The sequence below is a fragment of the Massilia terrae genome, from assembly GCF_024753145.1.
In the GTDB taxonomy this organism is placed as follows: domain Bacteria; phylum Pseudomonadota; class Gammaproteobacteria; order Burkholderiales; family Burkholderiaceae_D; genus Telluria; species Telluria terrae.
Genome location: NZ_JANUGU010000013.1, coordinates 22600 through 36509, shown reverse-complemented (window position 1 = coordinate 36509; position 13910 = coordinate 22600). Strand labels below are relative to the sequence as shown.

13 protein-coding genes are annotated in these 13910 nt (G+C 66.1%); 2 read left to right on the top strand and 11 right to left on the bottom strand.

Annotation, left to right across the window (positions count from 1 at the left end; all coding sequences use genetic code 11):
* Positions 1-13 precede the first annotated feature (13 nt).
* From NX778_RS23835 to NX778_RS23800, 8 genes are all read right to left on the bottom strand, one after another.
* A complete protein-coding gene (locus NX778_RS23835; RefSeq protein WP_258814304.1) occupies positions 14-1057 on the bottom strand; it encodes a histone deacetylase family protein in 1044 nt (347 codons plus the stop codon).
* A 13-nt stretch (positions 1058-1070) separates the two neighbouring features.
* The gene (gene gshA / locus NX778_RS23830) at positions 1071-2666 is read right to left on the bottom strand and encodes a glutamate--cysteine ligase (RefSeq protein WP_258814303.1); all 1596 of its coding nucleotides are present in this window, start codon (positions 2664-2666) and stop codon (positions 1071-1073) included.
* 101 nt (positions 2667-2767) lie between these two features.
* A complete protein-coding gene (locus NX778_RS23825) occupies positions 2768-4573 on the bottom strand; it encodes a DUF885 domain-containing protein (RefSeq protein ID WP_258814302.1) in 1806 nt (601 codons plus the stop codon).
* Between the two features lie 226 nt (positions 4574-4799).
* Entirely contained in the window at positions 4800-5630 is an 831-nt protein-coding gene (prmC, locus tag NX778_RS23820; RefSeq protein ID WP_258814301.1) for a peptide chain release factor N(5)-glutamine methyltransferase, read from the bottom strand.
* Positions 5627-6097, bottom strand: a complete 471-nt coding sequence (locus NX778_RS23815) for a disulfide bond formation protein B (protein WP_258814300.1) — start codon at positions 6095-6097, stop codon at positions 5627-5629. Before NX778_RS23815 ends, prmC begins: the two co-directional genes overlap by 4 nt.
* A gap of 128 nt (positions 6098-6225) precedes the next feature.
* Positions 6226-7302: a peptide chain release factor 1 gene (gene prfA, locus NX778_RS23810; RefSeq protein ID WP_258814299.1), complete on the bottom strand. Its 1077-nt coding sequence runs from the start codon at positions 7300-7302 to the stop codon at positions 6226-6228.
* A gap of 86 nt (positions 7303-7388) precedes the next feature.
* On the bottom strand, positions 7389-8663 hold the full coding sequence (gene hemA, locus NX778_RS23805; RefSeq protein WP_258814298.1) for a glutamyl-tRNA reductase: 1275 nt from the start codon (positions 8661-8663) through the stop codon (positions 7389-7391).
* A gap of 62 nt (positions 8664-8725) precedes the next feature.
* Positions 8726-9415 (bottom strand): response regulator transcription factor, encoded by a 690-nt coding sequence (locus NX778_RS23800; RefSeq protein WP_258814297.1) that lies wholly within the window; start codon positions 9413-9415, stop codon positions 8726-8728.
* Positions 9416-9796: 381 nt separating this feature from the next.
* Between NX778_RS23800 and NX778_RS23795 the strand changes: the two genes are divergently transcribed.
* On the top strand, positions 9797-10303 hold the full coding sequence (locus NX778_RS23795) for a hypothetical protein (protein ID WP_258814296.1): 507 nt from the start codon (positions 9797-9799) through the stop codon (positions 10301-10303).
* 96 nt (positions 10304-10399) lie between these two features.
* Here the strand turns inward: NX778_RS23795 and minE are convergent, their stop codons facing one another.
* From minE to minC, 3 genes are read right to left on the bottom strand one after another with little or no spacing between them, the layout of a single operon-like run.
* Positions 10400-10651, bottom strand: coding sequence for a cell division topological specificity factor MinE (gene minE, locus NX778_RS23790; protein ID WP_258814295.1), 252 nt, complete (start codon positions 10649-10651; stop codon positions 10400-10402).
* A gap of 1 nt (position 10652) precedes the next feature.
* The gene (gene minD / locus NX778_RS23785; protein ID WP_258814294.1) at positions 10653-11468 is read right to left on the bottom strand and encodes a septum site-determining protein MinD; all 816 of its coding nucleotides are present in this window, start codon (positions 11466-11468) and stop codon (positions 10653-10655) included.
* A 37-nt stretch (positions 11469-11505) separates the two neighbouring features.
* On the bottom strand, positions 11506-12258 hold the full coding sequence (gene minC, locus NX778_RS23780) for a septum site-determining protein MinC (protein WP_258814293.1): 753 nt from the start codon (positions 12256-12258) through the stop codon (positions 11506-11508).
* 451 nt (positions 12259-12709) lie between these two features.
* On the opposite strand from minC, the gene NX778_RS23775 reads away from it, so the two are divergent.
* Complete coding sequence (locus NX778_RS23775; RefSeq protein ID WP_258814292.1) at positions 12710-13885, top strand: acetyl-CoA C-acetyltransferase; 1176 nt, start codon at positions 12710-12712, stop codon at positions 13883-13885.
* The last annotated feature ends 25 nt before the right edge of the window (positions 13886-13910 follow it).

The following is a 13910-nucleotide window of genomic DNA, read 5'->3' as shown; positions in this document are numbered from 1 at the left end:
CGTCGTTTCCAAGTCAGACCGCCGTCTCGAAGCCTTCGAGCACGTTGACGGTATTGATGCCAAGTTCCGCGATCGCGCTGCCGCCCTCGAACATGAAAGTGGTCGCCAGCCCGAGGTGGGCCAGCCGCTCGCCGATGCGCAGGAAGTCGCCGCCCTGCAGCGCCACGCGCGAGGCCGGGTCGCCGGCGAAACCGTCGACGCCGAGCGACACCACCAGCGCGTCCGGCGCATAGGCCGCGATCTTCAGGCAGGCGCTTTCCAGCGCCATGAACCACTGCGCCGAGCTCGACCCCGCCGCCAGCGGCAGGTTCATGTTGTAGCCCAGCCCTTCGCCTTCGCCGGTCTCGTCCGCGTGGCCGAGGTAGAAGGGATAGGCGTCGCGCGGATCGCCATGGATCGACACGAACAGCACGTCGTTGCGGCGGTAGAAGATGCTCTGCGTGCCATTGCCGTGGTGGTAGTCGATGTCGATGATCGCCACCCGCGCGGCGCCGTCGTCGAGCAGGTGCTGGGCCGCCAGCGCGGCATTATTCAGGAAGCAGTAGCCGCCGAAGAAATCGGCTCCGGCATGGTGGCCCGGCGGCCGCGTCAGGGCGAAACTGGACCGTTCGCCCAGCCGCAGCGCATGCGCCGCGTTGACCGCGCAGTCGGCGCCGGTCTTGGCCGCGATCCAGGTTCCCGAAGACAGGGGCGTGCCGCTGTCCATTGAATACAGGCCCATCCGGCCGTGGAAGTTGTCCGGCTCGATGTCGTCGCGCAGCGTGCGCACCGGCCACACGGCGGGCAGCGCGTCCTTGCCGGCGTTGGCCGGATCCAGCGCGGTCCACTCGTTCCAGGCATTGCGCAGGAAGTGCAGGTAGCGCGGCGAATGCACCCGTTCCAGCGACACCAGCGGCACGCCATGCGGCGTCACCACCCGGCCCAGGCCGCGCCGCTCGAACTCCGCCAGCACCAGGTCGGCTCGCTCAGGCTTTTCCGAACAGGCTACCAGTTGGCCGCGATGGAGTTCCAGCCGCGGCTGGTGCTGCGCATGGTGTTCGTTGAAAAAGGTGAGCAAGAGGTCCCCGCGGCTAGTTATTGCCGCATAGTGTACTGGTGTTGTACTTGGCGACAAAGTCGTCGAAGCTGCCGGTGTCTTCCTGCTCGATCACGGTCTGCTCGGCCAGCGAGGCCGTCGCCATCTCCTCGAACATCGCTTCCTCCGCCGGCATCAGCGCGTTCTCGCGGAAGTATTGGGCGTGCAGCTCGCTCTGGCGCAGGCCGAAGGCCTTGAACGAGCCGATCTCGCGCACTTCTTCCAGCACCTTCGCGGACGGCGTTTTCGACGGGTCCTCGACCTTGGCTTTCTGCACGGCGAGCGAGGCCGCGTGCACCGCTTCGTCGTGCTGCGAATCGAGCAGCTGCGCCACCGGGCGGATGCGCTCGATCAGCTCCAGCGCCCATTCGGTGAGCGCCACTTCGGTGCCGTCGCAGCGCGTCAGCGTGAGGTCCGGACGGCGGCCTTCCTTGACCGTGCGCGCGAAGTTGGACGCGTGGACCTGGCCTTGTGCCGCGCTGATCGGCGGGCTTTCTTCCAGCGCGCAGAACATCAGGAAGGCGTCGAGGAAGCGGCCGGTTTCGAGGCTGATGCCGACCGGCTCGAACGGGTCGATGTCCATGCAGCGCACCTCGATGTACTGCACGCCGCGGTTGCACAGCGCCTGCACTGGACGCTCGCCGGTGCGGATCACGCGCTTGGGACGGATGGTCGAATAGTATTCGTTCTCGATCTGCAGCACGTTGGTCGACAGCTGGATCCACTCGCCGTCCTTCTTGGTGCCGATCGCCGCATACGGCTGGTAGGGACGGTTGACCGCGTCCATCAGCGAGCTGACGTAGCTTTCCAGGCTGTTCTCGTGCGGGCGCAGGCCGGACTGGGCATCGTTCTGGTAACCCAGGTCGCTCATGCGCAGGCTGGTCGCGTAGGGCAGGTAGAGCGTATCGTCCGACAGCGTCTGCAGATTGTGCTCGCGGCCGCGCAGGAAGCTCTTGTTCAGCACCGGCGAGGCGCCGAACAGGTACATCAGCAGCCAGCTGTAGCGCCGGAAGTTGCGGATCATCGCGATGTAGCTCTCGGACTGGAAGTCGCGCAGCGCCGAGCGCCGTTCTTCGAGCACGCCTTCGTTCACGGCCAGCACCTGCCACAGCTTTTCCGGCAGCGAGTAGTTGTAGTGGATGCCGGCGATGCACTGCATGGCCTTCCCGTAGCGCAGGGCCAGGCCGCGCCGGTACACGTGCTTGAGCATGCCGAGGTTGGATTTGCCGTACCACGCGATCTCGATGTCCTCGTCGGGCGGCAGCTCGCAGGGCATCGACTCGCTCCACAGCATTTCGCCGTTCATCCTGGAATAGGCGAAGCGGTGGATCGCGTCGAGCCGGTGCAGGGTCTCCGAAACATCGTGTTCGGCCGGCGTGATGAACTCCAGCAGGGCCTCGGCATAGTCGGTGGTGATCTGCGGATTGGTCAGGGCCGAACCGAGCGCCGCCGGGTGCGGCGTGCGCGCCAGGTCGCCATCCTTGTCGACGCGGAGCGTTTCGCGTTCGATACCACGCAAGCCCTGGCCAAGCAGGGAGCGGTGGGCGTCATCGTCGAGCAGTGCCAGGCGGCGGGTCAGTTGGTTCGACACGGATGTTTCCTTTCTCATACTGCCTAATCGTTGGCGCAAAGAGTAACCGAAATCGCGCGGACGCGTTGGCGGGCCTTCAATTCACACGTTTGACACAAAACTCAGCCCGCCGGCGCGCTTGCCGTGGCCTTGGCGGGCTCGGTTTTGGGCGGCGCGTTCTCAAGCGCGATCCAGCGATCGATCTCGCGCTCGAGCACCGCCAGCGGCAGCGGGCCGTTGTCGATCACGGCGTTGTGGAAGCGCTTCAGGTCGAACTTCGGGCCGAGCGCGGCCTGCGCCTTGTCGCGCAGCGCCGCGATGCGCAGCTGGCCGATCTTGTAGCCCAGCGCCTGGCCCGGCTGCGCGATGTAGCGGTCCACTTCGGCCTCGTTGTCGACCGGCGAGTTGGCGGTGTTGGCGTTCATGTAGTCGACCGCCTGCTGGCGCGACCAGCCGAGCGCGTGGATGCCGGTGTCGACCACCAGCCGCGCCGCCCGGAACAGTTCGTCGTTGAGGTGGCCGAAGGCGGAGAACGCGTCCTTGTAGAAGCCCATCTGCGTGCCCAGCCCTTCCGCGTACAAGGCCCAGCCTTCGCCGAACGCCACGTACCAGGCGTTGCGGCGGAATGCCGGCAGCTTGTCCAGTTCGTGGGCGCGCGCGACCTGGGTGTGGTGGCCCGGCACGCCTTCGTGCAGCGCCAGCGTGTCCACCTCCCACATCGGGCGCGTGTTCAGGCGCGAGGTGTTGACCACCAGCGCGGCGGTGCGGCCGGCGTTGCCCGCTTCGTAGTAGGCGGCCGGCTGCTGCTCGGCGCCGGCCGGCTGGATCGCCTTCACCGTGACGTCTTCCTGCGGCACCGTCGCCAGCAGGTCGGGCAGGCGCGCGCGGGCGCGCATCAGCGTGCGGCGGTAGCGGCCGAGCAGCGCTTCGGGATCGGTGTAGAACAGGCGCGGGTCGCTGTGCGCGAACACGATGAACTGGGCGAAGCTGCCCTGGAAGCCGGTGCGCGCGATCGCCTCCTTCATCTCGACGCGCAGGCGCGCCACTTCCTTCAGTCCGAGCGCGTGGATCTCGGCCGGCGTCATGCTGGTGGTGGTCGCTCCGCGCGCCAGCAGGGCATACCAGGGTTGGCCGCCGGGCAGGCTCGATGCCGCGATGGCCTCGCGCGCGGCCGGCAGGTATTCGTTGCGCACGAAGTCTTCGAGCTTCTGCAGGGCCGGCGCCACCGTGCCGGTGAGCGCGGCCTGGCCGCTGGTCGCCAGCTGCTCGCGCACCGGCTTGTCGATGGTGGCCGGGATGGCGCGCAGCGGTGCGCCCACCACGCCGTCCGCCAGGTGCTCGCGCAGTGCCTTGAGCTGGCCCGGCACCGATTGCATGATCACTTTCGGCGCGGTCCAGCCGTTCCTGATCCCGTAGCGCATCTGCTCGATCAGGCCGTCGACGTGGCGCGGCACGGCCTGCAGGCGGGCGATGTAGGCGCGGTAGTCGGCCTCGGTCGCGAACGGCATCTGCGCCACCAGCTGCGGCAGGAGGAGCTGCAGGCCGTTCTGCGCGGTGAGCGGGTAGGGCGCGATGGGGAAGAACGCGGCTGTGGCCAGCTTGCGCTCCTTGTCGTCGACGAACAGGTCGTAGGAGATCTGGTCCTGCACCGGCAGCTGGTTGCGGTCGATCGCCTTGATCGCGTCGAGCATGGCCTTTTCGTGCTCGGTGGCCTGGCGCGCGGCGGCGAGCGAGGTGTCGGACAGGCTGTCGTCGAAGCGGTGGTCGCCGACGGTGGTGGCCAATTCCGGCTGGTGGCGCAGGCGCCACTGCCAGTCCTTCTCGAACAGCGCCTGCGCCAGTTCGGCCGGCGTTGGCGCAGGCGCCTGCTTCTCGGCGGCGCCGGCGAGGGGAGCACATAGCACGAGGATGGCGAACAGTCGGCGCATGGGATGGTGGTCGGGGTGGACCGGGAATTTTATCAAAGACGCAATTTTTGTTGCGCCAGGTAGAGAATCGTAGCCGTCGCTCTGTGACAGGCCGTCGTTCCCGCGAAAGCGGGAACCCCATTTTGCGTGCGCGGCCACCGATCTTGCGTACGCGGCTAAAGCATAAGAAATGGGGTCCCCGCTTTCGCGAGGACGACGTTCTCTTTGATTCGAAACGTGGAGCCGCTCAGGAATTGCGCGCCGCGATGCGGCCGCCGCTGGCGCGCTCGATGCCGGCCAGGTCGCGCCAGCTCTGCACCTCGGCGTAACCGTGAGCTTCCAGCAGCTCGCGCACCTGCGCCGCCTGGTCGTAGCCGTGCTCCAGCAGCAGCCAGCCGTCCTGCTCCAGGTGCGCCGCCGCGCCGCCGATGATGATGCGCAGCGCCGACAGCCCGTCCGCGCGGTCGGTCAGCGCGATGTTCGGCTCGAAGCGCAGGTCGCCGCGCGCCAAATGTTCGTCGGCGTGGGCGATGTAGGGCGGGTTCGACGCGATCAGGTGGAAGCGCTCCTGCTCCAGGTTCGAGAACCAGTCGCTACGCAGCAGCCGCACCTTGGCGCCGTGCGCATTGGCGTTGGCGCGCGCGACGTCAAGCGCGGCGCCGGAAAAATCGAGCGCCGTCACCGCCGCATCCGGCCGCGTGTGCGCGACCGACACCGCGATCGCGCCGCTGCCGGTGCCCATGTCGAGCAGGCGGCCATGTTTCGGCAGGCGTTCCAGTGCCAGTTCGACCAGCAGCTCGGTGTCCGGCCGCGGGATCAGCACCGAATCGTTGACCTGGAAGTTCAGGCCGAAGAATTCGCGGTGCCCGACGATGTAGGCGATCGGCTCGCCGAACTGGCGGCGCTGGACCACGGCCGCCAGCCGGCTGGCTTCATCGGCGGTCAGCGCGCGCTCGGATTCGGTGATCAGCGCCACCCGCGACAGGCCGAGCGCGTGGCACAGCAGGATGCGGTTTTCCAGCGGGTCGAGCGGCAGCGATGCCTGCAGCGCGCCGATGGTGGCGCCGGGGGCGATCATCGGCTGCGGCGCGCCAGCAGCCAGGCCAGCGACGCGGTGATGATGAAGAACCAGATTGCCGACCAGGCCGGGACGTAGAGCCCGAACAGCTTGTCCGTGGCGTCCTCGCACATGCCGTTGGCCTGGAACAGCCAGGGCAGGGCGGTCGCGGTCGGGATCTTGTTCAGCATGGTCTCCATCGGGTCGATCCCGCAGGAGAAACCGGGGTGGGTCAGCACGTACAGGTGCTTGCCCGCGACACCGAGGCCGCCCAGTCCACCGAGCACGCCCAGCGCCGCGCCGGCCTTCGGCTGTCCGCCCCAGGCGCCCAGCAGGCAGCACAGGGCGATGGCCAGGAACAGGTAGCGCTGGATCACGCACAGCGGGCAGGGTTGCATGTATTGGACGTGCTGCAGGTAGAGCGCCGCGCCCACCAGTGCGATGCAGACGGCGGCGGTGGCGTAAAGGACGGTTCTGGACGATGGCATTGTTTTGTCGAGGCTGCACTTATGGAAGGGGCATTGTCGCATAAAGCGAAAATCCAGTTCTTAAGACAGAACGTCGTTCCCGCGGAGGCGGGAACGACGGGCTGCATGTAGCAGAAGGTGTTGGCTGATTAATCGCCCAGCGCCGCCAGCTGCTCCGCCTGGTGCTCGGCCGACAGCGCGTTGGTCAGCTCGTCCAGGTCGCCGTCCATGATCATGTCCAGCTTGTAGAGGGTGAGGTTGATCCGGTGGTCGGTCAGCCGCCCCTGCGGGTAGTTGTAGGTGCGAATACGCTCGCTGCGGTCGCCCGAGCCGATCAGGCTCTTGCGCGTGGCCGCTTCCTTCGATTGCTGCTCGCGGATCTGCACGTCCTTGATGCGCGCCGCCAGCACCTTCATCGCCTGCGCCTTGTTCTTGTGCTGGCTGCGGTCGTCCTGGCACTCGACCACGATCCCGGTCGGCAGGTGGGTGATGCGCACCGCGGAGTCGGTCTTGTTGATGTGCTGCCCGCCCGCGCCCGACGCGCGGAAGGTGTCGATGCGCAGGTCGGCCGGGTTGATGTTCACGTCCTCCACCTCGTCCGCCTCCGGCATCACCGCCACTGTGCAGGCGGAAGTGTGGATGCGGCCCTGGGTCTCGGTGGCCGGCACCCGCTGCACGCGATGCCCGCCTGATTCGAACTTCAGCTTGGAATACGCGCCTTGGCCCACGATGCGCACGATGACCTCGCGGTAGCCGCCCAGGTCCGACGCCGATTCCGACACCATCTCGACCTGCCAGCGGTGGCGCTCGGCGAAGCGGGTGTACATGCGCAGCAGGTCGCCCGCGAACAAGGCCGATTCGTCGCCGCCGGTGCCGGCGCGGATCTCTAGGAAGATGTTGCGCTCGTCGTTGACGTCCTTCGGTAGCAGCATCTTCTGCAGCTCCAGGTCGAGTCCCGTCTGGCGCTCCTTGGCCGCCTCGATCTCTTCCTGCGCGAATTCCTTCATGTCCGGGTCGGATAGCATCTCCTGCGCGGCCGCGATGTCACCCAGCGCTTCCTGGTACTGGTGGTACACCGCGACCAGCGGCCCGAGCTCGGCGTGCTCGCGCGTCATCTTGCGGAAGTTGTCCATGTTCGCCGTCGCGTTCTGTTGCGCCAGCAGTTCGTCCAGTTCGACAAGTCGGTTGGCCAGTTGGTCCAGCTTGGCCAGCATGGATGGTTTCATTCGTATGCTCGGATAGGGTCAGCGGAAGGCGCGCGCGGCGGCGCCGGGGACGCGCCGTGGCGGCGCGGACGCACAGGGAAGGGCCGCTAACGGCGGCCGCGGAACAGCTGCGGCAGCAGGCTTGCCAGGCGGGCGCGCTCGTCGCCCTGGGCGCGGTGCAGCGCCTGCTGCGGGCCGTGCAGGAATTTGGCGGCGAGGCCGCGCGACAGCGCTTCCAGCACCGCTTCCGGATCGTCGCCCTTGGCCAGCATGCGGCGCGCGCGATCCAGTTCGGCCAGGCGCAAGGCCTCGCTCGACTCGTGCATCTCCTGGATCACGGGCACCACCGCGCGGTCGCCGACCCAGTGCATGAAGGACTGCACGCGGGTTTCGATGATGGCCTCGGCCTGCGCCACCGCGGCCTGGCGGCTCTCGATGCCGGTGCGGACCACCTGCGCGAGGTCGTCCACGGTGTACAGGAACACGTCGTCGAGGCTGGCGACTTCGGGTTCGATATCGCGCGGCACCGCCAGGTCGACCATGAAGATCGGGCGCCGGCGGCGCGCCTTGATCGCGCGCTCCACCAGGCCCTTGCCGATCAGCGGCAGGGTGGATGCGGTGGACGAGATGACGATGTCGAATTGCGCCAGCTGCTCCGGCAGGTCGGCCAGGCGGATCGCGCGGCCATTCAGCTTGTCGGCCAGCGCCTCGCCGCGCTCCATGGTGCGGTTGGCGATGGTGATGCTTTTCGGGTTCTGCGCCGCGAAGTGGGTGGCGCACAGCTCGATCATTTCGCCGGCGCCGATGAACAGCACGTTCTGGTCGGCCATGCGGTCGAAGATGCGCTGCGACAGGCGCACCGCGGCGGCGGCCATCGACACGCTGTGGGCGCCGATCTCGGTGGTGCTGCGCACTTCCTTGGCCACCGCGAAGCTGCGCTGGAACAGCTGGTGCAGGTAGGTGCCCAGGCCGCCCGCTTCGTCGGCCGCGCGCACCGCGTCCTTCATCTGTCCCAGGATCTGGGCCTCGCCCAGCACCATCGAATCGAGGCCCGACGCGACCCGGAACGCATGGCGCACGGCGTCGTCCTGCGGCAGCAGGTACAGGTGCGGGCGCAGCTCGGCGTAGTTGAGGGCGTGGTAGTGGGCCAGGAAGTGGCCGGATGCATCGAGCGGATTGGGCGCCGTGCTGGCGGCGTACATCTCGGTGCGGTTGCAGGTGGACAGCAGGGCCGCCTCGTCGCCGCCCTTGTCGGTAAAGCGGCCGAACCACTGGCGCGCCGAATGGACTGCGTCGCCGAGCTGCTCAGGACCAAGCGCCAGTTGCTCGCGCAGCGAGACCGGTGCGGTGGTGTGATTGAGGCCGACGGCGAGGAGTTGCATTACTTGCTTTACAGACGAGGCAGGCGGACGCCGTCATTATACCCTTTCAGCGAAAGGGAGTTTCAGGCGCCCAGTTTCTCCAGCCGATAGCCATAGCTGTACACCGGGACCAGGCGGAAGCCGTTTTCCGGACGCAACTGCAGCTTGTTGCGCACGCGCGAAACGTGGGTGTCCATGGTGCGCGACGGCACGGCGGTTTCACGCACCCACACCGATTCGTGGATGTAGGCGCGCGACAGCGGACGGCCGATGTTGCGGAAGAACAGCAGGGCCAGGTAGAACTCCTTGTGCGTCACGTCGATCGGCGCGCCATCCATCAGCAGGCGGCCCGGGCGGGTCTCGAAGGTGTAGGGGCCGAAGCTGAGCTGTTCCGAGCCGTTCTGCGACGGGTAGGCGCGACGCAGCAGGGCCGACACGCGCGCCGCCAGTTCGCCGCGGCGCAGCGGCTTGACGATGTAGTCGTCGGCGCCGGCGGTCATGCCCGCCACCATGTCGTCCTCGGCCGAGGTGTTGGCCATGAACATGGCCGGCGCATTGGCGGGCATTTTTTCCTTGGCGCGGCGTAACACTTCGGCGCCCGCCATGTCCGGCACTTGCCAGTCCATGATCAGCAGGTCGGCGCTGTCCTTGCGCAGCTGCGCCAGCAAATCCTTGCCCGACTCGAAGGTCTGGCAGCTGTGGCCCGCGCCGGTTAACACCTGGGACACGGTGTCTGCCTGGGTACGGTCATTGTCCAAGATGGCGATTCGCATGATCTGACTCTGCTGTGAGGATGGGGGCCTGTAGGATGTCTGTAGGACAACTCCTACAAGGTTACGCCGACTATAACAGACTTTTACAAAAAAATGCCACGTCGAGAAAAGAAAATTTCGTTTAGAAACAACGATTTCCCGCGTGCAATCGGGTGCGCTTGGGCGCGATTTTTGATCGGAAAAAAATCCTTGATCTACATCAAAAACTTCTGAGAAAAGAGGCGACTACAGTAGTTCTGTTCCCTGGGGCCGGCCGCGACAGCAAAGCCGCCACGGCATGGCTGTTGCGCAAACGCGACTAAACCCGGTGACCTTCCTGGGCGCGACGGGGGCGCAAAACGGGGTAAGGTAGGGCCTGTCAATGACATCTCGATTCGCGCCATGAACAAACAGGAAGCAGGCAACTGGGAAGTGATGCCGGCGACGAGCAGCGAGATCGCGCGCGTGCGCGAGCGCTGCCGCAAGCTGGTGCGCACGCGCGCGGCGGTGTCGGCCGGGGTGGCGGCGGTGCCGGTGCCGGGCGTCGACCTGGTGTCGGACCTGGCCACCTTCGCGCTGCTGGTCGAAGAGGTGAACCGCGCTTTCGGCCTGACCGCCGAGCAGATCGAACAGCTGCATCCGCGCGTACGCATCGTGGCTTACGAAGCGGCCGCCGCGATCGGCGGCATGTTGGTCGGGAAGATCATCACCAAGGAGCTGGTGCTGAGGCTGTTCAAGAAGTCGGGGGTGAAGCTGGCCGCCAAGTCGGTGGCCAAATTCGTGCCGCTGGCGGGGCAGCTGGCATCGGCCGCGATCGGGTATGCGCTGTTTCGCCGGATGGGCTACGAGCACGTGGAGGCGTGTGCGCGCGTGGCGCGGGAAGTGGTGGCGGCGGCGAAGCCGGTGTGAACGTTCAGCGCAAACTTAGAACGTCGTCCCCGCCTGCGCGGGGAGTCGTTTCCGGCAGTGCCGGAAACGACGGCTTTTTCGGCTAAAACTAAGCGCTTAAGCGTCCGGCAACACCACATTCACATCGAGCACTTCCAGGTTGCCCTGGCGGTCGAGCGAGATCTTGATGTCGTCGGAATTGACCTTGGTGTACTTGGAGATCACCTCGATCAGCTCGCGATGCAGCGCCGGCAGGAAGTCCGGGCCGGAGCGGTTGTTGCGCTCGCGGGCGATGATGATCTGCAGGCGTTCCTTGGCCTCGGATGCCGATTTCTGCTTCTGCGGGAACAGGATTGAAAGCAGGCCCATGTCACTTTACCCCAAAGATGCGCTGCAGGATGCCGGGTTTCTCGTAGCTGGTGAAACGCAGCGGCAGCTCGCTGCCGAGGAAGCGCGACACCACGTCTTCGTACGCTTCGGCCACGTCGGTGCCCTTGAAATGGATCGCCGGATTGCCCTGGTTCGACGCATGCAGGACTTGCTCCGATTCCGGGATGATGCCGATCAGCGGAATGCGCAGGATTTCCTGCACGTCCGTGTGCGACAGCATCTCGTTGTTCTCGACGCGTTTCGGCGAGTAGCGCGTGATCAGCAGGTGTTCCTTGACCGGCTCCGCACCCGACTGCGCGCGGCGCGACTTGGCCTGGATGATGCCCAAGATGCGGTCGGAGTCGCGCACCGACGACACTTCCGGGTTGGTGACCACGATCGCCTCGTCGGCGAAGGTCAGCGCCATCAGCGCGCCGTGCTCGATGCCGGCCGGCGAATCGCAGATGATGTATTCGAAGCCCATCTGCACCAGCTCGTTCAGCACGCGCTCGACGCCGGCTTCCGACAGCGCGTCCTTGTCGCGCGTCTGCGACGCCGGCAGGATGAACAGGTTCTCGCAGTGCTTGTCCTTGATCAGGGCCTGGTTCAGGGTGGCTTCGCCGTTGACCACGTTGATCAGGTCGTACACCACGCGGCGTTCGCAGCCCATGATCAGGTCGAGGTTGCGCAGGCCGACGTCGAAGTCGATGACGACGGTCTTGTGCCCGCGCATTGCCAGGCCGGTCGCAAAGCTCGCGCTCGAAGTGGTCTTGCCCACACCGCCCTTACCGGACGTCACAACAATAATTCGTGCCACAAATAGGTCCTTTACGGTATCTGGTTTAAGTCGTCGCTCAGGCGCGCGTAGCGGAACTGAGCGGTAGTATATCGAGTCGATCGCCTGTCAGTCGAATTTGCGACGGCGCCTTGCCGATATCGGCAGGAAAGCCATCGTCGAAGGTGCGGTACACGCCCGCGATCGAGACCAGTTCCGGCTGCATCGACAGCGCGAAGATGCGGGCGCCGGCATTGCCGGATGCGCCCGCCAGTGCGCGGCCATGCAGCGGCGCGTACACGTGAATGCTGCCGTCGGCGATGATTTCGGCGCCGTTATTGACGACAGCGGTGATGATCAGGTCGCTGCCGCGCGCGTAGATGCGCTGGCCGGCGCGGACCGGGGTGTCGACGATCATGGCGGCCGCCTGGGCCGCGGGGGCTGCCACCGGAGCGGCGGTGGGCGCCGGGGTCGGGGCCGGCGCGGCGGCTTGTGGCAGCGCGCGGTCGCCGCTGGAGCCGTCGTCCAGGAACAGGCCGGCGGCGCGGATCGCTGCGCGCATGCCGTCGGCGGCGCCGCGCACGGCGACCGCGTTCAGGTTGTATTTTTTCAGCAAGGTGACCAGGCCCTGCCAGTCGATCGCCGGCGCGTCCTCGGCAATCGCCGAGACGTCGATCACCGCGAACTCGTCCTCGAAGAAGTCGGCCACGCCCCCGGTCATCTGCTTCAGCGCGGCGTCGATCGACGACGGGCTGGACGAATGCAGGATGGTCGAGATGGCAACAACCGTGGAAATCTTGATTTCGACAGGCGGGGAGATCGTTTTGGACATAAACAGGTCAGGTTGGCACAAGCCCGTGCATTCTACTGTGAAATTTATGCTTTTGGGCATGCGTCCGCCGATGATTTTTCCCTTATCTGGCGCGGGTTTGGCAGTTCTGAAACGTGACGTTGCGGCGCAACGACGAAGCGCCGTCCGGCCCGCATGTCATTGCGTTATTTTAATAAACAGGTAACACTAACATTAAAATTTAGATAACAAGCCGATGTCACCAGTGTGTCGCACGAATCTGTCATAAACCGGTCCGGGCGCGTGGGCGAGCTGATAAGATTGACTTGCCTCAAATACGAACAGGTGCCCGATCCGTAGCATCGATGTTTTCGACTTCCGGCCGCACATGCCTTACCCGGCGCGTACGGCCGGGTCGCGCAGAATCCGGACCGGCGGCCGCAGCGCCGCCGCCTAGCAAACCCCTGGCAAGTCCAGGACATGGGAGAGTCAAATGGAAGATGTTGTCATTGTCGCCGCCGGCCGCACCGCAGTTGGCAAATTCGGCGGTAGCCTCGCCAAAATCACCGCCGCCGACCTCGGCGCCCACGTCATCAAGCACCTGCTGGCCAAGACCGGCATCGCGCCGGAAGCCGTCAGCGAAGTGCTGCTCGGCCAGGTGCTGACCGCCGCCGCCGGCCAGAACCCGGCGCGCCAGGCCGTCATCAAGGCCGGCCTGCCGGACACCACCCCGGGCATGACCATCAATATGGTATGCGGCAGCGGCCTGCGCGCCACCCACCTGGCGGCGCAGGCGATCAAGTGCGGCGACGCCAAGGTCGTCATCGCCGGCGGCCAGGAAAGCATGAGCCTGGCCCCGCACGCCATGCCCGGCTCGCGCGACGGCTTCCGCATGGGCGACGCCAAGCTGGTCGACACCATGATCGTCGACGGCCTGTGGGACGCCTTCAACCAGTACCACATGGGCGTCACCGCCGAAAACGTCGCACGCAAGTTCGACGTCTCGCGCCAGGAGCAGGACGAGTTCGCGCTGCAATCGCAGCTCAAGGCCGAGGCCGCGCAAAAAGCCGGAAAGTTCAAGGATGAAATCATCCCCTTCGAGATCGTCACCAAGAAGGGCACCACGGTGTTCGACACCGACGAGTACCCCAAGCACGGCACCACGCTCGAAGGGCTGGCCAGCCTGCGTCCGGCCTTCAACAAGGAAGGCTCGGTCACGGCCGGCAACGCCTCCGGCATCAACGACGGCGCCGCCGCCGTCATCATGATGTCGGCCTCGCAGGCCGAGCAGATGGGCCTGAAGCCGATGGCGCGCATCAAGGCCTACGCCTCGGCCGGCCTGGATCCGTCGATCATGGGCATGGGCCCGGTGTCGGCCACCCGCCTGTGCCTGGAAAAGGCCGGCTGGAGCGTGAACGACCTCGACCTCATGGAAATCAACGAGGCGTTCGCCGCCCAGGCCATCGCGGTCAACAAGCAGATGGGCTGGGACACCTCCAAGATCAACGTCAACGGCGGCGCGATCGCGATCGGCCACCCGATCGGCGCCTCCGGCGCGCGCATCCTCGTCACGCTGCTGCACGAAATGATCCGCCGCGACGCCAAGCGCGGCCTGGCAAGCCTGTGCATCGGCGGCGGCATGGGTGTGGCGCTGGCGGTCGAACGCTGAGCGTGCGGTAACGCGGACGGGATGT

What these genes read in the sequence shown, in the direction of transcription:
- NX778_RS23825 (WP_258814302.1), bottom strand. Translation starts at nt 4,573, where the DNA reads ATGCGCCGACTGTTCGCCATCCTCGTGCTATGTGCTCCCCTCGCCGGC.
- prmC (WP_258814301.1), bottom strand. Translation starts at nt 5,630, where the DNA reads ATGATCGCCCCCGGCGCCACCATCGGCGCGCTGCAGGCATCGCTGCCG.
- NX778_RS23815 (WP_258814300.1), bottom strand. Translation starts at nt 6,097, where the DNA reads ATGCCATCGTCCAGAACCGTCCTTTACGCCACCGCCGCCGTCTGCATC.
- prfA (WP_258814299.1), bottom strand. Translation starts at nt 7,302, where the DNA reads ATGAAACCATCCATGCTGGCCAAGCTGGACCAACTGGCCAACCGACTT.
- hemA (WP_258814298.1), bottom strand. Translation starts at nt 8,663, where the DNA reads ATGCAACTCCTCGCCGTCGGCCTCAATCACACCACCGCACCGGTCTCG.
- NX778_RS23800 (WP_258814297.1), bottom strand. Translation starts at nt 9,415, where the DNA reads ATGCGAATCGCCATCTTGGACAATGACCGTACCCAGGCAGACACCGTG.
- NX778_RS23795 (WP_258814296.1), top strand. Translation starts at nt 9,797, where the DNA reads ATGAACAAACAGGAAGCAGGCAACTGGGAAGTGATGCCGGCGACGAGC.
- minE (WP_258814295.1), bottom strand. Translation starts at nt 10,651, where the DNA reads ATGGGCCTGCTTTCAATCCTGTTCCCGCAGAAGCAGAAATCGGCATCC.
- minC (WP_258814293.1), bottom strand. Translation starts at nt 12,258, where the DNA reads ATGTCCAAAACGATCTCCCCGCCTGTCGAAATCAAGATTTCCACGGTT.
- NX778_RS23775 (WP_258814292.1), top strand. Translation starts at nt 12,710, where the DNA reads ATGGAAGATGTTGTCATTGTCGCCGCCGGCCGCACCGCAGTTGGCAAA.